Annotated in this window: 17 protein-coding genes and 1 pseudogene; 8 read left to right on the top strand and 10 right to left on the bottom strand. The window is 72.8% G+C overall.

Going from position 1 to position 23238, the window contains the following annotated elements; translation table 11 throughout:
- The 3 genes from ABFX54_RS50385 to ABFX54_RS50395 all read left to right on the top strand — a co-directional run.
- Nucleotides 1–352, top strand: a 352-nt coding sequence (locus tag ABFX54_RS50385) for a Beta-galactosidase C-terminal domain (RefSeq protein ID WP_346114334.1), incomplete at its 5' end; no start/stop codon positions are given.
- Nucleotides 353–369: 17 nt separating this feature from the next.
- Nucleotides 370–2649: an alpha-xylosidase gene (gene yicI / locus ABFX54_RS50390; protein ID WP_346114335.1), complete on the top strand. Its 2280-nt coding sequence runs from the start codon at nucleotides 370–372 to the stop codon at nucleotides 2647–2649.
- A gap of 1 nt (nucleotide 2650) precedes the next feature.
- Nucleotides 2651–4042, top strand: coding sequence for a GH1 family beta-glucosidase (locus tag ABFX54_RS50395; RefSeq protein WP_346114337.1), 1392 nt, complete (start codon nucleotides 2651–2653; stop codon nucleotides 4040–4042).
- 64 nt (nucleotides 4043–4106) lie between these two features.
- On the opposite strand, the gene ABFX54_RS50400 is transcribed toward ABFX54_RS50395, so the two are convergent.
- From ABFX54_RS50400 to ABFX54_RS50420, 5 genes are all read right to left on the bottom strand, one after another.
- The gene (locus tag ABFX54_RS50400; protein WP_346114338.1) at nucleotides 4107–4940 is read right to left on the bottom strand and encodes an SAM-dependent methyltransferase; all 834 of its coding nucleotides are present in this window, start codon (nucleotides 4938–4940) and stop codon (nucleotides 4107–4109) included.
- Between the two features lie 102 nt (nucleotides 4941–5042).
- Entirely contained in the window at nucleotides 5043–6095 is a 1053-nt protein-coding gene (locus ABFX54_RS50405; protein ID WP_346114339.1) for a uroporphyrinogen decarboxylase family protein, read from the bottom strand.
- Nucleotides 6096–6206: 111 nt separating this feature from the next.
- Entirely contained in the window at nucleotides 6207–6845 is a 639-nt protein-coding gene (locus tag ABFX54_RS50410) for a nitroreductase family protein (protein ID WP_346114340.1), read from the bottom strand.
- A gap of 70 nt (nucleotides 6846–6915) precedes the next feature.
- Nucleotides 6916–8028 (bottom strand): glycoside hydrolase family 53 protein, encoded by a 1113-nt coding sequence (locus ABFX54_RS50415; RefSeq protein WP_346114341.1) that lies wholly within the window; start codon nucleotides 8026–8028, stop codon nucleotides 6916–6918.
- Between the two features lie 9 nt (nucleotides 8029–8037).
- On the bottom strand, nucleotides 8038–10023 hold the full coding sequence (locus tag ABFX54_RS50420; protein WP_346114342.1) for a beta-galactosidase: 1986 nt from the start codon (nucleotides 10021–10023) through the stop codon (nucleotides 8038–8040).
- A 191-nt stretch (nucleotides 10024–10214) separates the two neighbouring features.
- Here ABFX54_RS50420 and ABFX54_RS50425 point away from each other — a divergent pair, with 191 nt between their 5' ends.
- The 5 genes from ABFX54_RS50425 (at nucleotide 10215) to ABFX54_RS50445 (ending at nucleotide 15254) form a co-directional block, all read left to right on the top strand.
- Nucleotides 10215–11534 carry an ABC transporter substrate-binding protein gene (locus ABFX54_RS50425; RefSeq protein ID WP_346114343.1) on the top strand — a complete coding sequence of 440 codons (1320 nt, stop codon included), beginning with the start codon at nucleotides 10215–10217 and terminating at the stop codon, nucleotides 11532–11534.
- Entirely contained in the window at nucleotides 11531–12415 is an 885-nt protein-coding gene (locus tag ABFX54_RS50430; RefSeq protein ID WP_346114344.1) for a carbohydrate ABC transporter permease, read from the top strand. Before ABFX54_RS50425 ends, ABFX54_RS50430 begins: the two co-directional genes overlap by 4 nt.
- Nucleotides 12415–13296, top strand: coding sequence for a carbohydrate ABC transporter permease (locus ABFX54_RS50435; RefSeq protein WP_346114345.1), 882 nt, complete (start codon nucleotides 12415–12417; stop codon nucleotides 13294–13296). The genes ABFX54_RS50430 and ABFX54_RS50435 overlap by 1 nt, the downstream gene beginning before the upstream one ends.
- Entirely contained in the window at nucleotides 13293–14288 is a 996-nt protein-coding gene (locus ABFX54_RS50440; protein ID WP_346114346.1) for a LacI family DNA-binding transcriptional regulator, read from the top strand. The genes ABFX54_RS50435 and ABFX54_RS50440 overlap by 4 nt, the downstream gene beginning before the upstream one ends.
- Nucleotides 14289–14423: 135 nt before the next feature.
- On the top strand, nucleotides 14424–15254 hold the full coding sequence (locus ABFX54_RS50445) for an SAM-dependent methyltransferase (protein ID WP_346114347.1): 831 nt from the start codon (nucleotides 14424–14426) through the stop codon (nucleotides 15252–15254).
- 120 nt (nucleotides 15255–15374) lie between these two features.
- Here ABFX54_RS50445 and ABFX54_RS50450 read toward each other — a convergent pair whose 3' ends face one another.
- The 5 genes and pseudogenes from ABFX54_RS50450 to ABFX54_RS50470 form a co-directional block, all read right to left on the bottom strand.
- A complete protein-coding gene (locus ABFX54_RS50450) occupies nucleotides 15375–15752 on the bottom strand; it encodes a YchJ family protein (protein WP_346114348.1) in 378 nt (125 codons plus the stop codon).
- 121 nt (nucleotides 15753–15873) lie between these two features.
- On the bottom strand, nucleotides 15874–16701 hold the full coding sequence (locus ABFX54_RS50455; protein ID WP_346114352.1) for an NAD-dependent protein deacetylase: 828 nt from the start codon (nucleotides 16699–16701) through the stop codon (nucleotides 15874–15876).
- Nucleotides 16702–16849: 148 nt separating this feature from the next.
- Complete coding sequence (locus ABFX54_RS50460) at nucleotides 16850–18622, bottom strand: ATP-binding cassette domain-containing protein (RefSeq protein ID WP_346114349.1); 1773 nt, start codon at nucleotides 18620–18622, stop codon at nucleotides 16850–16852.
- The gene (locus tag ABFX54_RS50465) at nucleotides 18619–20358 is read right to left on the bottom strand and encodes an ABC transporter ATP-binding protein (protein ID WP_346114350.1); all 1740 of its coding nucleotides are present in this window, start codon (nucleotides 20356–20358) and stop codon (nucleotides 18619–18621) included. The genes ABFX54_RS50460 and ABFX54_RS50465 overlap by 4 nt, the downstream gene beginning before the upstream one ends.
- Nucleotides 20359–20526: 168 nt before the next feature.
- Nucleotides 20527–23238: pseudogene (locus ABFX54_RS50470) on the bottom strand (hypothetical protein); the annotation flags it as partial.

Consider the following 23238-nt stretch of genomic DNA (forward strand, 5'->3'; position numbering starts at 1 on the left):
GGCGGTGGCCGAGTTCACCGACGACGACCTCGCGGGCCGCCCCGCCGTCACCCGCCACCGCGCCGGCGAAGGTATCGCCTGGTACGTGGGCACCATGCCCGAGCCCGCCGCGCTCGGCGCCCTGGCCGCGCGGGTGCTGGCCGACGCGGGCGTGGAGGGGGCGGTGCCCGAGCTGCCGCCCGGCGTCGAGGCCGTGCGCCGCGGCGAGGTCCTGTTCCTGCTGAACCACGGCGCCACCACCGTACGGGTGCCGCTCCAGCACGCGGCCGAGGAGCTGCTGACCGCGGCGCCCTCCCAGGACGCCGTCACCCTCGCGCCCCGCGCGGTCGCCGCGCTGCGCCGCCTGCCCTGACACGAGAACGGATCGAGATGAAGTTCAAAGACGGCTACTGGCGGATGCGTCCAGGGGTGCGGGCGGACTACGCCACCTCCGCGCACGACGTGACCACCGAGCCGGGGTCGGTCCGGATCCTCGCCCCGACCAGGGAGATCGTCCGCCGTGGCAATACCATCGACGGGCCGGTCCTGCGGGTGGACCTGTCCTCGCCGATGCCGGACGTCGTCCGCGTCCGCGTGGTGCACCTGGCCGGATCGGTGCCCGCCGCCCCCGTCTTCGACGTGCGGGACGACCACCCCGGGGTTGAGGTCTCCGTGGACGCCGGACAGGTGAGCCTGACCAGCGGCGCCCTCACCGTCCGCGCGGGCCGGGACGCGCCCTGGGACCTGTCGTTCAGCGCCGGAGGGCGCGAGCTGACCCGCAGCGCGGGCAAGAGCCTCGGCATCATGAACGACCAGGACTCCCGTCACTTCCTGGTCGAGCAACTGCGCCTGAGCTCCGGCGAGCTCGTGTACGGCCTCGGCGAGCGCTTCGGCCCCCTCGTGCGCAACGGCCAGTCCGTCGACATCTGGAACGAGGACGGCGGCACCAGCAGCGAGATCGCCTACAAGAACGTCCCCTTCTACCTGACGAACCGGGGCTACGGGGTGTTCGTCAACCATCCCGGCCGGGTGTCGTTCGAGGTCGGGTCGGAGAGCGTGTCACGGGTGCAGTTCAGCGTCGAGGGGCACGACCTGGAGTACCTCGTGATCCACGGGCCGACGCCGGCCGACGTGCTGCGCCGCTACACCGCGCTGACCGGCCGCCCCGCGTTGCCGCCCGCCTGGTCGTTCGGGCTGTGGCTGTCCACGTCGTTCACCACCGACTACGACGAGGCCACGGTGACGTCGTTCGTGGACGGGATGGCCGAGCGGGACCTGCCGCTCAGCGTCTTCCACTTCGACTGCTTCTGGATGCGGCGGTACCGGTGGTGCGACTTCGAGTGGGACCCCGAGGTCTTCCCCGACCCCGAGGGCATGCTGCGCCGGCTCAAGGAGCGCGGGCTGCGCGTGTGCGTGTGGATCAACCCGTACATCGCGCAGGCGTCGGCGCTGTTCGACGAGGGTGCCGCCGCGGGGCACCTGCTGCGCAGGCCGGACGGGACGGTCTGGCAGGATGATCACTGGCAGGCGGGCAGGGCGCTGGTGGACTTCACCTCGCCGGCCGCTCGCGAGTGGTACGCGGGCAAGCTGAGAGGGCTGCTCGACCTGGGGGTGGACGCGTTCAAGACCGACTTCGGCGAGCGCGTCCCGACCGACGTCGCCTACGCCGACGGCTCCGACCCGGAGCGGATGCACAACTACTACAGCCTGCTCTACAACCAGACCGTCCACGACGTGCTGGCCGAGCGGCGCGGCCCGGGCGAGGCGGTGCTGTTCGCGCGCTCGGCCACGGTCGGCGGGCAGCGGCTGCCGGTGCACTGGGGCGGCGACTGCGAGTCCACGTTCGAGGCGATGGCCGAGTCGCTGCGCGGCGGGCTGTCGCTGGGCCTGGGCGGATTCGGCTTCTGGAGCCACGACATCGGCGGCTTCGAGGGCCGTCCCGACCCGGCCGTGTTCAAGCGGTGGGTCGCGTTCGGGCTGCTGTCCTCGCACAGCCGGCTGCACGGGAGCGGCTCCTACCGGGTGCCGTGGCTGTTCGACGAGGAGTCGGTGGACGTGCTGCGCGCCTTCACCCGGCTGAAGGCGCGGCTGATGCCCTACCTGTACGGCGCCGCCGTACAGGCCGCGCGGGAGGGCCTGCCGATGATGCGGGCGATGCCGCTGGCCTTCCCCGGCGACCCGGCCTGCGCCCACCTGGACGCCCAGTACCTGCTCGGCCCTGACCTGCTGGTCGCGCCGGTGCTGTCGGCGGACGGCGAGGTCACCTACTACGTGCCCGCCGGCACGTGGACGCGGCTGCTCGACGGGGAGAGCGTCACCGGCCCGGGGTGGCGTACCGAGCGGCACGGGTTCGACAGCCTGCCGCTGCTGGTCAGGCCGGGCGCGGTGATCGCGACCGGCGCCCGCGACGACCGGCCCGACTACGACTACGCCGACGGCGTCACCCTCAACGTCCACGAGCCGGCCGACGGCGAGAGCACCACCGTCACCGTCACCGATTCGGGTGGCCGGCCGGCCGCCGTGTTCGAGGTGTCCCGAGAGGGCTCGCGCCTGCGCGCCCGCCGTATCGAGGGCGCCCCCGCCCCCTGGAACCTGTGCCACGCCGGGACCCACGCCGCCGCGGCGCCCGGGACCGACCACATCGAGATCAGCCTCACCGCCAAGGAGTGACATGACCGCCTTCCCCGAGAACTTCCTGTGGGGCACCGCCACCGCCGCCTACCAGGTCGAGGGAGCCTGGAACGAGGACGGCCGCGGGCCGTCCATCTGGGACACCTTCTCCCACACGCCGGGCCTGGTGGCGCGCGGCGACACCGGTGACGTGGCCTGCGACCACTACCACCGGCTGGAGGAGGACCTCGACCTGCTCGGCGCGCTCGGCGTCGGGGCCTACCGCTTCTCCATCTCCTGGCCGCGCGTGCAGCCGGGCGGTCAGGGCGCGGTGAACCGGCCCGGCCTCGACTTCTACCAGCGGCTCGTGGACGGCCTGCTGGCCAGGGACATCGCCCCCGTGGCCACGCTCTACCACTGGGACCTGCCGCAGGAGCTGGAGGACGCGGGCGGCTGGCCCGAGCGCGACACCGCGGCGCGCTTCGCCGAGTACGCCCGGCTCATGGGCGAGGCGCTGGGCGACCGCGTACGGACGTGGATCACCCTGAACGAGCCGTGGTGCTCGGCCTACCTGGGTTACGCCTCCGGCGTGCACGCCCCGGCCAGGACCGAGCCCGCCGCCGCGCTGGCCGCCTTGCACCACCTCAACCTGGGCCACGGCCTGGCCGTCCAGGCGCTGCGCTCGACCGCCGCCAAGGACGCGCAGATGTCCGTCACGCTCAACCTGCACCACGTGCGCGGCGTCTCCGACCGTGACGCCGACGCGGTCCGCCGCGCCGACGCGCTGGCCAACCGGGCCTTCCTCGGCCCGATGCTGGAGGGCGCCTACCCGCGCGACCTGATCGCCGACACCGCCGCGGTGACCGACTGGTCGTTCGTGCGCGACGGCGACGAAGCCGCCGCCTGCCAGCCGCTGGACGTGCTCGGCGTCAACTACTACAACCCGACGCTGGTCCGCGCCTGGGACGGCGCCAGCGCCAGAGAGACCGCCGACGGGCACCAGGACGGGGCCGCGTCGCCGTGGATCGCGTGCGAGGACGTCGAGTTCGTCCGGCAGCCGGGGCCGTACACGGAGATGGGGTGGAACATCGACGAGACCGGGCTGACGGAGCTGCTGCTGCGCCTGCAACGCGACTACCCGGACATGCCCACGATGATCACCGAGAACGGCGCCGCCTTCCCCGACCCGGTCTCCGCCGACGGGCTCGTGCACGACGCCGACCGCGTCGACTACCTGCACCGCCACCTGAGCGCCGTGAACGAGGCCATCGCGGGCGGGGCGGACGTGCGGGGGTACTTCGTGTGGTCGCTGATGGACAACTTCGAGTGGGCCCACGGGTACGCCAAGCGGTTCGGCATCGTCCGGGTGAACCGCGACACGATGGAGCGCACCTGGAAGGACAGCGCCCACTGGTACCGCGACGTGGTCGCCGCGAACAAGCTGCCCGCCTGACCTCCCAGCGCTGACCTCCCAGCGCTGACCTCCCAGCGCTGGCCTCCCAGCGCTGAGCGGGGGGCTACGGCTTGCGGGCCACGGCTCCGGCGAAGGTGTGATAGGTGATCCCGAGCTCGGGCAGTTCCTCGCCCGGCTCGGGGCGCCACTCGGGCAGCGGCACCAGGCCGGGCTCCAGCAGTTCGAGCCCGTCGAAGAAGGCGAGGATCTGCTCGCGGGTGCGCCACCGGCCCGTGCCCAGGTGCTCGTTGAACACCCGCTCCGCGCTGACGGCCTGCTCGGCCACCTCGGGGTGGGCCTGGCCCGGGTTCTGGAAGTGCGAGATCACCACGTGGCTGCCGGGAGCGAGCGGGCCGATGAGGCGGGCCGCGATGCCGGCCGGGTCCTCCGCATCCGACAGGTGGTGCAGGATGCCGAACAGCAGCAGCCCGACCGGCTCGCTGAAGTCGATCAGCGCGCGGGTGCGCGGGTCGTCCAGGATGCCTTCCGGCTCGCGGGCGTCGGCCTCGATGATCGTGGTCGACTCGTCCACGGCGAGCAGGGCCCGGCCGTGGGCGAGCACGATGGGGTCGTTGTCGACGTACACGACGTGGGCCCCGGGTGCGACGGACTGCGCGACCTCGTGCACGTTGCCCTGTGTGGGCAGCCCGGAGCCGATGTCCAGGAACTGGCGGATGCCCACCTCACCGGCCAGGTGCCGGACCGTGCGGCGCAGGAAGCTGCGGTTGGACGCGGCCGCCTGCGGCGCGTCCGGCGCGATCTCCAGCATCGCGGCCGCCACGCGGCGGTCGCTGGCGTAATTGTCCTTGCCTCCGAGGATGTAGTCGTAGACACGGGCGACGCTCGGCTTGCTGGTGTCGATACCGCGGGGCGCGCCTTGCTGCTCGCTCTCGGGCACGGGGAGCTCCTTGCGACGGTTCGGGGCGTGGGCGCCATGATCCTGCTGGCGCCATGATCTTAAAGGGACCGCCCCGATCCGCGCGCGAAGTATCCGGAAATTTCAGGACACGCCCAGTTCGTCACGCAGCAGCCGCGCCGCGCCCGTCATGGCCCGCATCTTGCCCTCGGCCGACTCCCTCGGCAGGTACTTCATCCCGCAGTCGGTGGCGATGACGATCCGCTCGGGAGCCGTCCACGAGAACGCCTTGCGCACGCGTCCCGCCACCACCTCCACCGGCTCCACGTCGGGCGTGGACAGGTCGATCACGCCGAGGATGACCGTCTTGTCCTTCAGGTCGGACAGCACGCCGAGGTCCAGCCCCGACTGCGCGGTCTCGATCGACACCTGCTTCACCGGGCAGCCGGCCAGCTCGGGCAGGAACGAGTACGCCTCGGGCCGCTCGTGGATGATCGCCGCGTAGCCGAAGCAGATGTGCACCGCCGTCATGCCGGTGATCCCGTCGAGCGCCGCGTTCAGCGCCGCCAGGCCGTAGGCCCGCGCCGCGTCCGGCCTGGCCTGCATGTACGGCTCGTCGATCTGCACGATGTCGGCCCCGGCCGCGAACAGGTCGCGGATCTCGGCGTTGACCGCCGCCGCGTAGTCCATCGCGGCCGCCTCGGCGTCGGGGTAGTGGTCGTTCTGCGCCTGCTGGCTCATCGTGAACGGCCCCGGCACCGTCATCTTCACCACGTGGTCGGTGTGGGCGCGCAGGAACCGCAGGTCGTCGACCTCGACCGGGCGGGGCCTGCGGATCGGCCCGGCGATGCGCGGCACGGGGTTGGGATGCCCGCTGCGGTCGAGCGCCGTGCCCGGGTTGTCGAGGTCGAGCCCCTCAAGGGCGGTGGCGAAGTGGTTGGAGTAGCTCTCGCGCCGGATCTCCCCGTCGGTCACGATGTCGAGCCCGGCCCGCTCCTGCGCCCTGATCGCCAGCTCGGTGGCGTCGTCCTGGGCCTGGGCGAGCCGGTCGGGCGGGATCCGCCACAGCTCCGCGGCCCGCACGCGCGGCGGGAACCGGCCGGCCAGCCGGGCGCGGTCGATCAGCCATTCGGGCTGGGCGTAGCTTCCGACCAGGGACGTCGGCAGCAGCGGCAAGGCGTTCACAGCGTCGTTCACAGGGGGCCCTCCCTCACCGTGGGTTCAGGCCCCTACTCTGCCCGCCCCGCGCGGCCGTTACCAGTGATCGCTGCCGGTGATCGCTACCGGTGATCCGTTACCAGTGATCCGTTACCAGTGATCCACGTGAAGGACCTCCTCCAGCGGCTGACGCTTGGCGGGGCTGAAGGTCTCGCCGGTGTAGTACGCGGTGGGGATGAGCACGCCCTGCCGGACGTCGTCGGGGATGCCGAGCAGCTCGGCGACCTCGCTCTCGTACGCCAGGTGCAGCGACGTCCACGCGGTGCCCAGGCCACGGGAGCGGGCGGCCAGCATGTAGCTCCAGGCGGCCGGGTGCAGCGAGCCCCACAGCCCGGCCTGGTTGCCCGGCGGCAGGCCGCCGGGCACGCGGATGCAGCCGATCACCAGCACCGGCACCTCGCCCATGTGCTCGGCGAGGTGGCCGGCGCTCTCGGAGACGCGCTGCTGGGTCGCCGCCCGTTCCGGGTCGTCCGCGAACAGCCGCCGGGCCGAGGTGCCCGACTCGTAGTAGTGGCGCCACGAACGCTGGTAGTAGTCGCCGATGGCCTCGCGCTTGTCCGCGTCGGTGACCACGACCCAGTGCCAGCCCTGCGAGTTGCCTCCGGTGGGCGCCTGGAGGGCGATCTCCAGGCACTCCCTGACCAGCTCCAGCGGGACCGGGCGGGTGAGGTCGAGGCGCTTGCGGACACTTCTGGTCGTGGTGAGCAGCTCGTCTGCTGAGATCATCATGCGCTCATCATGCCCGGCTCGGCGCCTGACGTAGCGGGCGCCGCCGTCACCGGCCGCGCCCGCGCCAGGGTCAGCGGCGGCCGAGCACCGCCATCGCGGGGAGTGCCCGGTCGTCGTAGCCGAACAGGGCCTGGTTCTCCCAGCCGTTGCCCGACGCCGGGTCGGCCGGGTCCCAGCCGTTGCCCGGCACGCCGGTCCACGTGGCCTCCCAGGTGAACAGGCCGAGACCGAGGCCGTTCGGCACGGCGCGGACGATGTCGGCCACCTTGGCCAGCATCGCCGCCTGCCCCTGCGGGGTCGCCGGGTAGCCGGGGTACGGCTCGGCGGCGGTGATGATGTTCGGCCAGCCGTCGTCGTCCTCCGTGGTGAAGGGGTAGGCGGTCTCGACCACGACCACGGGCTTGCCGTACCGGAGGGCCACGTCGTTGATGTTGGCCTGGAAGCTCTCCGGCGTGCCGTGCCAGAAGGAGTAGTAGGACATGCCGATCACGTCGTGGCGGATGCCGTGGGCCCGCGCGTTGTCGAACCACCACCGGTAGAGGCCGTTGTCGCCGCCGTCGGCCAGGTGCAGCACGACCTTGGTGGAGCGGGACACCCGCTTGGCGGCGTCGTAGCCGTCGTTGAGCAGGGCGGCCGTCTTGGTCCAGTCGGCGTTGGAGCCGTCGGGCCAGAGCAGGCCGCCGTTGATCTCGTTGCCGATCTGCACCATGTCGGCCGTGGTGCCCTGGCGGCGCAGCGCGTCGAGCACGTCGAAGGTGTGGTCGGAAAGGGCCTGCCTGAGCCCGTCGAAGGGCAGCGACTCCCAGGCGGCGGGCTTGAACTGCTTGCCCGGGTCGGCCCAGGTGTCGGAGTAGTGGAAGTCGACGAGCAGGCGCATGCCCTGCGCCTTGATCCGCCTGGCCATGGCCAGCACCCTGGCCTTGGTGTTGTAGCCGTCGGCCGGGTTGACCCAGACCTTGAGCCGCAGGTAGTTGAGCCCGGCCCCGGACAGGATGGCCAGCGCGTCGCCCCTGCGCCCGCGGGCGTCGCGGTAGACGCCGCCGTACGCCTCCGACTTGGCCAGGCTGGAGACGTCGGCGCCCCTGATCGGGAGCCGGCCGGGCCCGGCCTGGGCGGAGGCGGGCGCCGCCGGGAAGGCGGCCAGGGCGATGAGTAACAGCAGGGTGATCAGGATGCGTTTCATCGGGTCTCCCTAGGGGTGGGGGGATGGCACGACGACCACGACGTCCCCGGCCGCGACGGTGACCGGCCCGTCGTGCCGTACGCCGTCGAACACGCTCACGCCGCTCACCCCCTCGACCGTGACGGCCTGGTCGCCGTGGTTGATCAGGAAGACGTGGTCGCCCCTGCGCACCAGTTCGAGAGTGTCGGGGAGACCGTGCGGGCGGGAGACGCCCGCGTGGGCGAGCACCTGGGCGAGCAGGTCACGCAGGCCGGTGAGCGGGGCGGTGGCGAGGTACCAGGCGGCGCCCGCGCCCAGGTCGTGGCGGGTGAAGGCGGGGTGTCCCGTGTCGGGTCCCGAGGCGAAGCCGCGCAGCGTCGTCGCGCCCGCGGGCCGGACCCGTTCCGACCAGATCCGGGCGGCGCCGCCATCGGTCAACTCCACCGTCTCGCCGGCGCGCAGGGGGTGGAACTCCTCGATCGACAGGCCGAGCAGCTCGCGCAGCGCCCCCGGGTAGGCGCCGGGGTGGATGGCGTCGTGCTCGTCCACGATGCCGGAGAAGTACGACACGAGCAGGTTGCCGCCCGCTTCCACGTACTGGCGCAGGTTCTTGGCGGACGCCTCGGTCAGCAGGTACGAGCTGGGCGCGACCACCACCCGGTACCCCGAAATATCAGCCGAAGGGTGGACGAAGTCCACCGTGACGTGCTCCCGCCACAACGCCTCGTAGAAGGCGTCCACCCGCTCCCTGAACCTCAGGTCCACCGACGGCCGCCACTCCAGCTCCAGCGCCCAGTACGACTCCCAGTCCCAGACGATCGCGACCTCGGCCCGCACCCGGCTCCCCCGCACCCCGGCCAGCCGGCGCAGGTCGGCGCCCAGCCGGACCACCTCGCGCCACCGCTCGGAGTCCGCGCCCGCGTGCGGCACCATCCCGGAGTGGAACTTCTCCGCCCCGAACCGCGAGGCCCTGAACTGGAAGAACAGCACGCTGTCCGAGCCGCGCGCCACGTGCGCGAGGCTGTTGCGGCGCATCTCGCCCGGCCGCTTGGCGAGGTTGCGCGGCTGCCAGTTGACCGCGCCGGCCGAGTGCTCCATCAGCATCCACGGCTCGCCGCCCGCCACCGACCTGGCGAGGTCGGCGGACATGGCCAGGTCGATGTGGTTGTCGGGCCGCTCGGCCTGGAGGTAGTGGTCGTTGGCGATCACGTCCAGCTCGCGGGCCCACTGCCACAGGTCGGTGGACTTGCAGTTGACCGTGCCGGCGAAGTTCGTGGTCACCGGGACGCCGGGGGCCACCTCGCGCAGGATGTCGCGCTGGAGCGCGTAGTGCGCGCGGTGCTGGCCGTCGCTGAAGCGGGCGTAGTCGAGGCGCTGGGCCGGGTTGACGGTCGTGTGGTTGGCGCGGGGCGCGTCGACCTGGGACCAGTCGGTGTAGGTCTGGCCCCAGAACGTGCCGCCCCACGCCTCGTTCAGCGCGGAGACGTCGCGGTACGTGGCTTCGAGCCACCCGCGCCAGGCGGCCACGCTGTGCTCGCAGTAACACTCGCCGAGCGGCGCCCCGTACTCGTTGTGCACGTGCCACATGACCACGGCGGGGTGGCCCCGGTAGTGCTCGCCCAGTGCCCGCACCAGCCGCCCGGTCGCCTCCAGGAAGGCGGGGGCGCTGGAGCACGCGCTCTGCCTGCCGCCGAACCCGATCCGCATCCCTTCCCTGGTCACGGGCAGCACGTCGGGGTGCTCGGCCACCAGCCAGGCGGGCGGGGCCGCGGTCGGGGTGGCCAGGTCCACGGCCACGCCGGCGCGGTGCAGCCGGTCGATGACCTCGTCCAGCCAGCCGAACGCGTAGCGGCCCGGCTCTGGCTCCATCAGCGCCCACGAGAACATGCCGAGGCTGACCAGGTTGACCCCGGCCTCGCGCATCAGGGACACGTCCTCTTCCAGGACCTCGCGCGGCCACTGCTCCGGGTTGTAGTCGCCGCCATAGGCGATTCCGGCAGGACGCTCCGGATACATCCATCCCCCTTGGAAAACTTCTGTGAACGTGCACAGTATGACCCACCCGGCCGTACAGGGAACCGGCGGGCGGAAATTTCTCGCGATAGGGCGATCCTTCAGGACATTAACGAGAACGTAACAACCCCTTGACGGGTGTTTCCGGGCTGTTCCACTCTGTGCACGTTCACAGAACCATCTGGAGGTACGCAATGCGCGCCAACCGCCTTGGAGCAGCCCTGGCCGTCGTCCTCACGGCCGCCCTCACCGGCTGCGGGTCGGGCGAGCCCGCCGCCGAGAGCCCCGAGGCGGCGCAGAGCCCCGCGGCCGCCCCGCAGGGGCCGGTGAAGCTCACGTACTGGGCATGGGCCCCGAACATGGACAAGATCGCCGCCGTCTGGAACAAGGACCACCCGGACATCCAGGTCACGGTCAGCAAGCAGGCCGGCGGCGACGACGCGGCGGCCAAGTACCTCACCGCCGCCAAGGCGGGCAATCCCCCCGACCTGGTGCAGGCCGAGTACCAGCACCTTCCCTCCTTCATCGCCGCCGACGCGGTCGCCGACATCAAGGCCGAGACCGGCGCGATCAAGGGCGAGTTCACCGAGGGACTGTGGAAGCTGGTGACGCTGGGCACCGACGCCGTCTACGGCATCCCGCAGGACAGCGGCCCGATGATGCTCTTCTACCGCAAGGACCTGTTCGACAAGCACGGCCTCAAGGTGCCGGCGACCTGGCAGGAGTACGGCGAGGCGGCCAGGCAGTTGCGCAAGAAGGATCCGAAGGCTTATCTCGGCACGTTCTCCAGCAAGGATCCGGGAGCGTTCACAGGGCTGGCCCAGCAGGCCGGGGCGCAGTGGTGGTCGATCAACGGCGAGTCGTGGAAGGTCGACATCGCCGACGAGCCCACCAGGAAGGTCGCCGACTACTGGGGCGGCCTGGTGAAGGAGGGCGTCATCGACGACATGCCGTACTTCACCCCCGAGTGGAACAAGGCGCTCAACGACGGCAAGCTGCTGACCTGGCCGTCCGCCGTCTGGGCGCCGGGCGTGCTGTCCAGCAACGCGCCCAAGGGCAAGGGCAAGTGGGCCGTCGCGCCGCTGCCGCAGTGGAACGCCGGCGAGAGCTTCAGCGGCTTCTGGGGAGGCTCGTCCACGGCCGTGTCGGCCAAGACGCCGAACAAGGCCGCCGCCACCCAGTTCGCCACCTGGCTCAACACCGACCCCGCCGCCATCGAGCTGCTGGTCAGGGAGGCCGCGATCTACCCGGCGGCGACCAAGGCCCAGTCGGCGCTCGGCGCGGCCCCCGACTACTTCGCCAACCAGCCCGACTTCTGGCAGCAGGCCGCCACCGTCTCGGAAGGCGCCCGCGGGTTCACCTTCGGACCGAACGTCGGCGTGACGTACAACGCCTTCAAGGACGGCTTCGACAAGGCGCTGCAGGCCGGCACGCCGTTCTCCGCCGCCATCCAGTCGATGCAGGACGCCACGGTCGCGGACATGCGCAAGGCCGGCTTCCAGCTCGCGTCATGAAGCGCTCGCAGAGGGGGCTGTGGCCGTACCTCTTCCTGACCCCCGCGATCGTGCTGTTCACGCTGTTCCTCGCGGTGCCGATCGGCTACACCGTCTACCTGGCGATGCGCAGGACCAAGGTGTCCGGGCTGGGGCTGGGCAGAGGGGCGCGCAGGGAGGTGTTCGTCGGGTTCGACAACTTCGCCGCCGCCCTGGCCGACGCCGAGCTGTGGCAGGGCTGGCTGCGGGTGCTCGGCTACGGCGCGCTGGTGCTGGCCGTGATGCTGGGGCTGGCGCTGCTGTTCGCGCTGCTGCTGGACTCGGCCCGGGTGCGGCTGGCCCGCTTCTCGCGGATCGCGATCTTCCTGCCGTACGCGGTGCCGGGCGTGGCGGCCACCCTGCTGTGGGGCTTCCTCTACCTGCCCTCGCTCAGCCCGATCCGGCAGGTCCTTGACGTGGACCTGCTGAGCGCCACCACCGTCACGTACTCCATGGCGAACGTGGCGGTGTGGGGCGGGGTCGGCTTCAACATGCTCGTGCTCTACACCACGCTGCGCGCGATCCCCCGCGACCTGTACGAGGCCGCCCGCCTCGACGGCGCCTCCGAGTTCCAGATCGCCGTCCGCGTCAAGATCCCGATCCTGACCCCGGCGATCATCCTGACCACCGTGTTCTCGATCATCGCGACCATCCAGGTGTTCACCGAGCCCACCACCCTGCGCCCGCTGACCAACACGATCAGCTCCACGTGGAGCCCGCTCATGAAGGTCTACCGCGACGCCTTCGTCACCGGCGACCTGTACTCGGCCGCCGCCACCTCGATCGTCATCGCGGCGATCTCGCTCGTCCTGTCCTTCGGGTTCCTGCGCGTGGTCCGCAACCGCGCCTTCGGGGAGGGTTGATGGCCACGGTCACCGCCGCCACCGCACACCGCCGCCGCGCCAGCGCCGGCTCCAGGGGGCCGGCCGGGCTGGTGCCGACCGCGCTGCTGCTGATCGGGGCGCTCTACTGCCTGTTCCCCGTGGCCTGGGTGCTGATCGCGGCGACCAAGTCGCCCGCCGAGCTGTTCAGCACCTCGACGCTCGCGTTCGGCACCGGCTTCTTCGACAACGTCGGGGAGCTGTTCGCCTACCGGGACGGGGTGTTCTGGCTCTGGGCGGGCAACACCCTGCTCTACGCGGGCGGCGGCGCGCTGCTGTCGACCGCGGTCTCGGCGGTCTCCGGATACACGCTGGCCAAATACCGTTTCCCCGGCCGCGACGCCATCTTCAACCTGCTCATCGGCGGCATCCTGGTGCCCGCGGTCGTGCTCGCGATCCCGCAGTACCTGCTCTTCTCCAAGATCGGCCTGGCCGACAGCCACTGGGCCGTGCTGCTGCCGCAGATCCTGCACCCGTACAGCATCTACCTGGCCCGCATCTACGCCGCCGCGGCGATCCCGGACTCGCTGCTGGAGGCGGGACGCATCGACGGGGCCGGCGAGTGGCACCTGCTGCGGCGGGTGGCCATGCCGCTCATGGTGCCGGGCATGGTGACGATCTTCCTGTTCCAGTTCGTGGCCATCTGGAACAACTTCCTGCTGCCGTTCATCATGCTCGGAGACGACGGCAAGTTCCCGCTCACGGTGGGCCTCTACACGCTGCTGGCGGCGGGGGCGAACCAGCCCACGCTCTACAACCTGATCCTGACGGGCGCCTTCCTGTCGATCGTGCCGTTGATCGCGCTCTTCCTCACGATGCAGCGATACTGGAAGACCGATCTGTCCTCCGGAGCCGTCAAGTGAAGCGCCCTACCATCCACGATGTCGCCGCCGCCGCGGGCGTGTCCCGCGGCACGGTGTCCCGCCTGCTCAACGGCGACAAATACGTCAGCCCGAAGGCGCGGGTGGCCATCGAGCGGGCCATCTCCGAGACCGGCTACACGGTCAACCGCGCCGCCCGCAGCCTGGTCACCCAGCGCACGGGCTCGGTCGTCATGGTCATGTCGGAGCCCCACGAGAAGCTCTTCGAGGACCCCAACTACAGCACGCTGATCCGGGTGGCGATCAGGATGCTGGCCGAGCACGATCTGTCGCTGGTGATGATGATGGCGGGCGACGAGGCCGACCGCGAGCGCGTGGTGCGCTACGTGCGCGGCGGCCACGCCGACGGGGTGCTGCTCGTCTCCACCCACGCGGGCGACCCGCTGCTCGACGCGCTGCAGAGCGGCCCGCCCGCCGTCTCCTGCGGCGCCGTCATCGGCCGCGAGACCGTCATCCCGTACGCCACCGCCGACGACCGCCTCGGCGCCCGCCAGATGACCGAATACTTCGTCGGGCTCGGCCGCCGGCGCATCGCCATGATCACCGGCCCCATGGACACGCCGGGCGGCATCCAGCGCCTGGAGGGCTTCACCGACGTGCTCGGCCGCCGGGCCACCTCGAAGCTGATCGCCCACGGCGACTGGACCCAGGCCAGCGGCGAGCGGGCGATGACGGAGCTGCTGGAGCGCACACCCGACATCGACGCCGTCTTCGTGGCCTCCGACCTGATGGCCGCCGGGGCCCTCGCGGCGCTGCGCGCGGCCGGGCGGCGGGTGCCGGACGACGTGGCGGTGGGCGGCTTCGACGACTCCTCGGTGGCGGTCTCGACGCATCCGCCGCTGACCACGATCCGCCAGCCGCTGGCCGAGATGGCGCAGGCGACGATGCGGCTGTTGCTGGCGCTCATCGACGGGGCCGAGCACGTCGAGCCGGTGATCCTGCCGACCGAGCTGGTGATCCGCGAGTCCGCGTGACCGCCCGCGCACCGCGGTCGCGATCCTTTCCCGCGCCCTGGCTTTCGTGCTCTAATGTGCCACGCTCATTTCCCGAAATTTCCACACTTTCGGCATTATGATCATGCGAGCTGACGTCCCCCGAAGGAGCCCACGGTGGCCGACAACGAACGGGAGCGGGGCCCGGCGGGCATCGACACCACCAAGCCCAACGTCTCCCGCGTCTACGACTACATGCTCGGCGGCAAGGACAACTACGAGGCCGACCGCATGATGGCGCAGAAGGCGCTCGAGATCGCCCCCGACGCCCGTGAGTCCGGGCGCGCCAACCGCGAGTTCCTCGGGCGCGTGGTCCGCCACCTGGCCGCCGAGGCCGGCATCCGCCAGTTCATCGATCTCGGCTCCGGCCTGCCCACGCAGGGCAACGTGCACGAGATCGCCCAGTCGGCCGCCGAGGGCACCCGGGTCGTCTACGTGGACCACGACCCGACCGTCCTGGTCCACGCCCGCGCCCTGCTCGCCGTGAACGACTCCACCACGGTCGTCGAGGCCGACGTGCGCGAGGCGGAGCGGATCCTGGACCATCCGAAGATCCGGCGGGTGATCGACTTCGACCAGCCGGTGGGACTGCTGATGTTCGCGATCCTGCACCATCTGGCCGACGACGACGATCCGGCCGGGATCACTCGCGCCATGATGGCGCGCCTGGCGCCGGGCAGCCATCTGGCCGTCTCCTGCTTCCACAATCCCGGCCTGGCCCATCCCGAGGTGTCGAAGCAGGCGTACGCGGCCGAGAAGATCTTCAACGAGACGCTGGGCACGGGTCGCTGGCGGACGAGCGAGGAGATCCTGGCCTACTTCGACGGGCTGGAGCTGGTGGAGCCCGGCCTCGTGCCGCTGCCCGAATGGCGCCCCGGCACCGAGGACCGCGCGGCACCCGGCATCACCTACCACACCTTCGTGGGAGCCGTCGGCCGCAAGCCGTGACGCCGCGCCGGCCGCAGTCGTGCCACCCGGCCGCCAGACCGTGATGCCCCGTTGGCCGCAGACCGTGATGCCCGGTCGGCTGCGGTTTGTGACGCTTTTCCGGTCGCAGGACGTGACGTGTTACAGGGCGCCCGCGTAGACCCAGCGGCCCTCGTACCGGACGAACCTGCTGTGCTCCTCCATCTCCCCCGGGCGGCCGCGGTCGAGGTAGTGGGCGCGGAAGCGCACGGTGCCCTCGGTGTGCACGACGCTGCCCCCGCTGCTCTCCAGCACCTCCAGCCGCGTCCACTTCACCCGCCGGTCCTGGACGGAACCCGCCGGGCGGGCGGAGGGCAGCCAGGTGCGCAGCAGGTAGGCCTCGTCCCCAACGGCGAACGCGCTGAACCGCGACCGCATGAGCTGCTCAGCGGTGGCGGCGGCCGAGTCACCGCGGTGCAGCCTGCCGCAGCAGTCCTGGTAGGTGCCGGGCAGGCCGCAGGGACACGCACGAGAAGCCATGCCCCCATTCTCCCCCGCCCCCGGCACCCCACAGCACCCCGGCTCCATCGGTGCCGCCGGCCTCAGGGTGTCCGGCCCTCCGCGCCGCGACCCCCGCGGCGGAGCCGTGCCGGAAGGCCGGTCAGGTGGAGGTCGCGAGCCGGGCCGTGACGTGGGTCAGGGTCGGGCCGAGCGGGGCGTCAACGGTGAGCGCGGCGTCGGCGTCGGCGCCGGTCGGGCCCTGGTTGACGATCGCGATGGGGATGCCGAGCGCCGCCGCCCTGCTCACGAACCGCAGCCCCGACCTGATCGCCAGCGACGACCCGAGCACCAGCAGCGCCCGCGCCCCGCCCACGACCGCGAAGCACTCGTCGACCCGCGGCCCCGGAACGTTTTCCCCGAAGAAGACCACGTCCGGCTTGAGCAGCCCGCCGCAGCCCGTGCAGTCGACCACGCGGAACGTGGCCACCTGGGCGTCGGTGAGCACGGCGTCGCCGTCGGGGTTGATCTGGCCGGCCGCCGCCTCCCACTCCGGGTTGGCCGCGCGCAGGCGCCGCTCCAGCTCGGCGCGCGGCGTGCGCTCGCGGCAGGACAGGCAGACGACGCGGTCGAGCCCGCCGTGCAGCTCGATCACCCGGCGGGCGCCGGCCGCCTGGTGCAGGCCGTCCACGTTTTGGGTGACGATGCCGGCCAGCAGCCCGCGGCGCTCCAGCTCGGCCACGGCCCGGTGACCGTCGTTGGGCCGGGCCAGGCCGATCTGCCGCCAGCCGACGTGGCTGCGCGCCCAGTAGCGCCGCCGCGCCTCCGCGCTGCCCACGAAACGCTGGTAGGTCATCGGCTCGGCCCGCCTGGCCCGCCCTGTGGGCCCCCGATAGTCGGGAATGCCCGACTCGGTCGACAGCCCGGCCCCGCTGAGCACAGCCACCCGGCCCCGGGAGACCAGCTCGACCAGCTCCGCGACCCCGGTCATGCTCGGCGTGATGCTTGTTGTCACAGATCCATGGTGCCCCCTCCCACCGACAACCTCGGCCACCACCTCTCCCCCGCTCGCCCCGCACCGCCAGCCCGCAGAGCGTGCTGCGCGCCGGGGCCGCCCGTTCGTCCAGCGGCCCGCTCGTTCAGTCACCGGTCCGTTCCTCCGCCTCCGCGATCAGCTCCGCGTGCCACAGCCGCCGCATCTCCGGGCAGGTCTCCAGCAGCTCGGTCAGCCGTCCCCGCCCGGCGACCCGCCCCCGGTCCAGGACGATCACCTGGTCGGCGCGTTCGAGCGCGGCCTGCCGGTGGGAGACGACCAGCACGGTCTCCGGGCCGTTCCCGGCGATCCGCTGCCACAGCAGCCGCTCGGTCTCGACGTCCAGCGCCGACGACAGATCGTCCACGACCAGCAGGTCAGGCTCCCGTACGAGGGCGCGGGCGGCGCTGACGCGCTGGGCCTGCCCGCCGGACAGCCGCATCCCGCGCGGCCCGACGAGCGTGTCCAGCCCGGCGGGCATCTCGGCCAGGTCCTGCTCGAACACGGCCAGCTCCAGCGCCCGCCGGGCGTCCCCGGGCCGCCCGAGCATCAGGTTCTCGCCGAGCCCGGTGGAGAAGAGCCGGGGCACCTGGCCCGCGTACGCCGTCCGCCCGGGGACGAGGAACGTGCCCGGGTCCTCGATCGGCACGCCGTTCCACGAGATCGTGCCCGCGTCCAGCGGCAGCAGGCCGAGCAGGGCGCGTACCAGAGTGGTCTTGCCCGACCCCACGGCCCCGGTCACGACCGTGAACGAGCCCCGCTCGACGCGCAGCCCGACGTCGTGCAGCACCCCGCGCACGCTCAGCCCGCGCGCCTCGAACACGCGCAGCCGGTCGGCGTGCGGCGGCGGGGTCGCGGCGGGCGGCGGGTCGCGGCGCAGCCACACCTCGGTGCCCTTGACCAGATCGTCCGCGTCCTCGTGCGGCGCCATCATCCCGCTGAGCCGCTCGGTCGCGACCGCGGCCTGCGGCAGCCGGTAGAGCAGGGTGCCGATCGAGCGGGGCAGCGCGGTGAGCCAGCCGATGTAGCTGGTGAACAGCGCGAGGTCGCCCACGGTGAACTCGCCGCCGCGCATGGCGGGCGCGGCGAGCAGCAAAACGAGCCCGATGCTGAGCTCGACGGTCGTGGTGGTCGCCGCGTCGAGCAGGTCGGTCGCCATCCGGTCCCTGACGGCGGCGTCGCGCCGCCGCCGGTTGTGCTCGCGCAGCCGCTCCAGCGCCGCGTCCTCGGCCCCGGCGGTCTTGATCGCCAGTACGCCGCCGAAGACCTCCCCCACGTACGCGGTCACGGCCGCCCCGAGCACCCGGGCCCGCCGGTGCAGCCGCGCGATCGTGCGCCGCATCGTCCGGCTCAGCACGCCGACCGCGATCATCGGCAGCACCAGCACGAACGTGACGACGGGATCGACCGCGGCCATGATCGGCACGGCGGCCAGGGCGAACAGCGTGGTGCCGGCCAGGCTGACGCTCTCGTCGGTGAAGTCCACCGCGTCGGCCACGTCGTCGCGCATCCGTGCCACGGAGTCGCCGGAGGAGTGCGGCAGCCGCGCGGCGGCGGGGCCGCGCGCGGTGAGGACGGAGCGCAGGACGTTGCCGCGCAGCAGCGTCGCGGCGGCGTTCCACCAGTAGACGCCGTACGTCCACGCGACGATGATCACCACCCCGCGCACGACCTCGACCCCCACGAACGCCGCGCACCACCACAGCGTCGCCTCCAGCGCGGCCGGCCGGTGGCCGCTGATCCCGTCGAAGACCTCCCGCAGGACGAGCCCGCCGGCCAGCGGGATCACGTGGACCGGCAGCCACAGCAGCGCCCCGATCACGTACCGGCGCAGGTCGAACGTGGCCAGCCGGGTGGCCACCCGCGTCACCGGCCTCATCGGCTCACCCCCGCCAGGTCCAGCAGCCGGCCGAAGCGGCTGTGCGGGTCGGCGGCGAGGTCGGCGCGGCGGCCGCACTCGACGATCTTGCCGTGGTCGAGCACCGCGATCTTGTCCACCTTCGCCAGGGACGACAGGCGGTGCGCGATGATCACGCCGGTCCTGCCGTGCAGCAGGCGGGCGACGCCGTCCTCGATGCGGCGCTCGGTGGCCGGGTCGAGCCGGCTCGACGCCTCGTCCAGCACGACGAGCCCGGGGTCGGCGAGGAAGGCGCGGGCGAACGCGAGGAGCTGCGCCTGCCCGGCGGATACCGTACGCAGCTCGGTGTCGAGCCCGTCGGGCAGCTCGTCCGCCCACTCCGCGAGCCCGGCCGCTCCGAGCGCCGCGCGCAGCCGTTCGTCCCCTGGCGAGGGCCGGAACAGCGTGAGGTTGTCCCTGACGCTGGCCGCGAAGAGCTGCACGTCCTGGGTGACCACGCCGATCCTGGCCCGCAGCGAGTGCGGGTCCGCCTCGCGCAGGTCCACGCCGCCCACGAGCACGGCGCCCTCGTCCGGGTCGTGCAGGCGAAGGACGAGCCGGCCCAGCGTGGTCTTGCCGCTGCCGGTCCGCCCGACCAGGCCGAGCGTCTCGCCGGGCGCGAGCGTGAGGTCGATCCCGGACAGCACCCGCTCGTCGTCGCCGGGGTAGGAGAACCCGACGCCGTCGAGGCGCAGGCCGAGCGGGCCGGTGGCGGGCAGCGGGCGGGTGCCGGGGATCAGCGACGGGCGCTCGGCCAGCAGTCCCGCGATGCGGGACAGCCCGGCCAGGGCCGCCTGGTACTGCCTGATCTGGTCGATCAGCCGTTCGAACGGCGCCCGTACCATGAGCGTGTACTGGAAGAGCAGCACGGCGGTGCCCACCGTGAGCGCCCCGGTCTCCATGGTCCAGGCCGCCAGCCCCAGCATGATCGCCGTCCCGGCGGCGAAGGCCACCGAGGTGCCCGCCAGCAGGGTGGTGCCGACGCGGGCGTCGTGCCGCTCGGCGCGCAGGACCGCGGCGCTCGTCTGGTGGAACCGGCGTACGGTGTGCTCGCCCGCGCCGTTGGCCCTGAGGTCCTCGGCGCCCGCGAGGCGCTCTTCGAGCACGCCCGTCAGCGTGGCGTTCGCGGCCCGCGAACCGGCCGCCGAGGGGACGGCCAGGCGTTGTGCCCTGACCATGCCGTACCCGATGAGCAGGCAGTACGCCAGCAGCACGGCCCCGATGCGCCAGTCGACGGTGAACACGACGGCGACCACGCCGGCCAGCAGCAGCACGCCGGCCACGACGTCGAGCAGGAACGCCACGACGAAGTCGGCCACCGCGACGACGTCGCCGTCCACCCGCTCGATCAGCTCGCCGGGGGTGTGCCGGCCGTGGAAGGCCAGGTCGAGGCCGAGCGTGTGCTCGGTGAGCCGCTCACGCAGGCGGTTGCTGCCGTCCCAGGCGAGCCGGCTGGCCAGCCACGCGGTCAGCATGCGGGCCGCCTGGCCTCCGGCGGCCAGCCCGAGGTAGCCGAGCGCGATCATGGTCAGGTGCCGGATGCTCGCGCCGGCGATGGCGTCGTCGACGAAGCGGCGGGTGATCTGCGGCGCGGCCAGCGGCAGGGCGGTCACCGCGGCGACCGCGCCGGTCAGCGCGGCGGCGGGCCGCCGTCCGGGGCGCAGCAGGTGGAGGAGTGAGGTGTCAGAGGATGAGGTCCTGGAGTCGGACGGTCTCAAGAAGCGTCATGCCCTTTGCATAGGAGGATTCGCTGAGCTGGGGGAACATGAACGTTTCCCGCATCGCGGGCCTCCTGTGGGGTCGTGAACTGCTTCAGCCCGGGATTACACCAGCCCCCTCCCCACCCCGGCAACCGATTTTCCGCCGGGGAACAACGGGCAGGTCCGTCAGCCGTCCGCGCCCGGCCACGGGTAGGGGTGCGCCGGCCGCGACCTGGCACTGCCGGCCACCTGCGGGGCGCGCCCGTCCGGCACGGCGGAGACGTCGGTGATGCGCTCCACCGGCCGATTCGCGGGGGCGCCGGCCCGGCGCAGGTACACGCAGCGCAGCTCGGCCGCGAACCGCTGGTCCCCGTCACGCAGCCAGCACTCGTCCGGCCCCGGCAGCACCTCGGTCATCGTGACGCGGTCGGCCGCCGCCGCCAGCCGGGCCAGCCCTTCGAGCAGTGCGGGCGAGCGCGTGTCGACGTAGAAGGGCTCGCGTTCGCGGCCCGAGCGGGCGTAGAAGGCGGCAGGCAGGTCGTGGACCTGACGCAGCCGGGCCGCCGCCACCAGCAGCCCGCGGTCGTCGTCGGCCTGTCCGAGCGCGTCGAACGAGGCCCGCCCCACCTGCCAGCGCCGGCGCGAGATGACGACGTTGTCCCAGGTCAGCCGGGGCACGCGGGGCAGGTCGCCGAGCCGGGGCAGCCGGATCCTGGGCAGGGCGAGGGCCGTGTGCAGCGCGGTGTCGTGCTCGCCGTTGTGCAGCAGCAGCGGCTCCTTCGTACCCTTGGCGTACAGGAGGGCGCGCCGGCCGTCGCTGTGGACGTACAACTCGTCGAGCCCGATCCGCCGCCGCCCGGGGCCGGCCGTCGCCCCGCCGAGCTCCAGCACGGGGCCGGGCAGCTCCGGCGGCGGCGCGCCGTCGGAGCGATGGGTGATGACGTTCAGCACGGTGAAGCCGGACAGCGCCCGCCTGATCTCCGCGTCCCGTCCGGCCAGGCAGGCCGCGCCGTCCTCGTGGAACTGCGTCTCCCACGGCGTGAGCAGGACCGCGTCGTGCAGCCGGTCGAGGACCAGCGGGGTCACTCCTTCCTCGTACGCCTCCAGCGAGGCGGCGGCGACCATGACGTCGGCCGAGCAGAGCACGGGGGCGGCGGGCGGGGCGGGCTCGTCGAGCAGTCCGGCGAGGTCGAGCGAGCGGGACCCGGCCGGCTCGTCGCGTACGAGGGCGGCGATGCGCTGGGTGAGCCTGTCGCTGTGGTCGATCCGCAGGTCGCCGGTCGCCCGCAGCGCGTCGGCCAGCTCGAACGTGCCCGCGCCGAGCCGCCCGGCCACCAGCCGGTTGGTCCGCGTCCTGGTCAGCTCGGCCTCCTCGGCGAGCAGGTCGAGCACCCAGCGCATGCGTCCGCGCAGGTCGGCCGCCAGCCCGCCGCCGGCGGTGACCCGTAGTGTGCCGGCGGCGGCCTCGTGCACGATCACCCGTTCGTCGCGCCGCACGGTGCCGGTCAGCGCCTCGATCCGGCGCTGCACGGCCAGCTTCACGTCCGGCGAGGCCGCCGGGTACTGCCCGAGCAGCTCGCTGATCTCCTCGACGCGCCGCACCAGCGGTGGTTCACTCCCTGACCGGCCACCGATGAGAACCCGTTCCCGCTGCACGGGTACACCCGCCGGCGTCACGAACCCCCGCCCGCCCTGACCCGGCCCCCCTGCACGCCCCCGCCCGCGCACCTCCCGCGCCCCGGCACCTTCCCCACCACGACTCCCCGCAGATTCCGTCACATCCGGCATCACACCCGGCGTCACATTTGGTGGCACGTCAGCCGCCTCCCCCCCCCCATGCCCACATCGAGCAGCCCCCGCCTCCCCCGGCACCCCACCTCCGGCTCCGAGCGCACCACCCGCATCGACCCCCACCCCGCCCACGGGCCCCGCAGCATCACCGGCGTCGGACCCCCGTCCGCCGCCTGGACCCTCGGCGCCCCGGACACCGGAAATCGGACCGTCCACAGACCCCTCGGCGCCCCGGACGCCCGTAACAGGACCGCCCGCAGGTCCTGTGGCACCTCGGGGGTCGGGAGCCGGGCCGGCCGCCAGGCCGCATTCGCAGACGTCCGCGCCCTCGGCGAGGGTGCGCCGGACGCCCTTCACCGTCAGGCCACGCCCGGGCGCAGAGCCGGGCCGCAGCCCCTTGGCGGCCAGGCTGTCGCGTAGCCAGCCCAGAGGGTCGCGGACGGTGGCGGGTGGGCAGAGGTCGTGGGTGAGCAGGCCGCGCCGGACCGCCACGGCCAGCGCCGCCGAGGCCCGTTCCATGCCCGTGCCCGTCTGTTCGGCGATCTCGGCCAGCGTGCGGCGCCCGTCGCAGTGGCCGGCGAAGGCGGCCCCGTCGTGCGCCTCCCCCGTCCAGGTCGTACGCCGTGGCACCAGCCCTGCCACGAGCCCGGGATCGGCCAGGAGGCGCTGCTGCAGCGCCTCGCCCACCCGCGCGGCCGGGAAGGCCACCCGCCGGGCGAGCTCGCGATGTCCCTTCCAGGTGTAGCCGCCGACGGCGCCGGGCTCGACGGTGCCGTAGCCGATCGGCCCGTAGCAGCCGGTCGTCTCGCACGAGGCCGCCAGCCGCTGGAGGCGGGCGGCGAGCTGCCGGCGCGTCCTGCCGCCCTTGGCCCCGCGCCGCAGGTCGCGGTAGAGGGCCGGCTCATCGCACACCAGCGCGTCGAGGAACCGTTCGTCGCCGATGAGCCCCGCCATGGCCGTCCTTGCCCGTGCCGCGTCCGCCGCGGCGAGGCCGGCGAGGGTGTGCCGGGCCTCCTCCAGCAGGCCGGTCACCTCGTTCCACGCCGCCACCCAGCCTGCGCCCGCTGCCGGCGTGCCGGCCGGCAGCGGGCGCAGGGCGCGCAGGCG

The sequence above is a fragment of the Nonomuraea maheshkhaliensis genome (assembly GCF_039529435.1).
Lineage (GTDB): Bacteria > Actinomycetota > Actinomycetes > Streptosporangiales > Streptosporangiaceae > Nonomuraea > Nonomuraea maheshkhaliensis.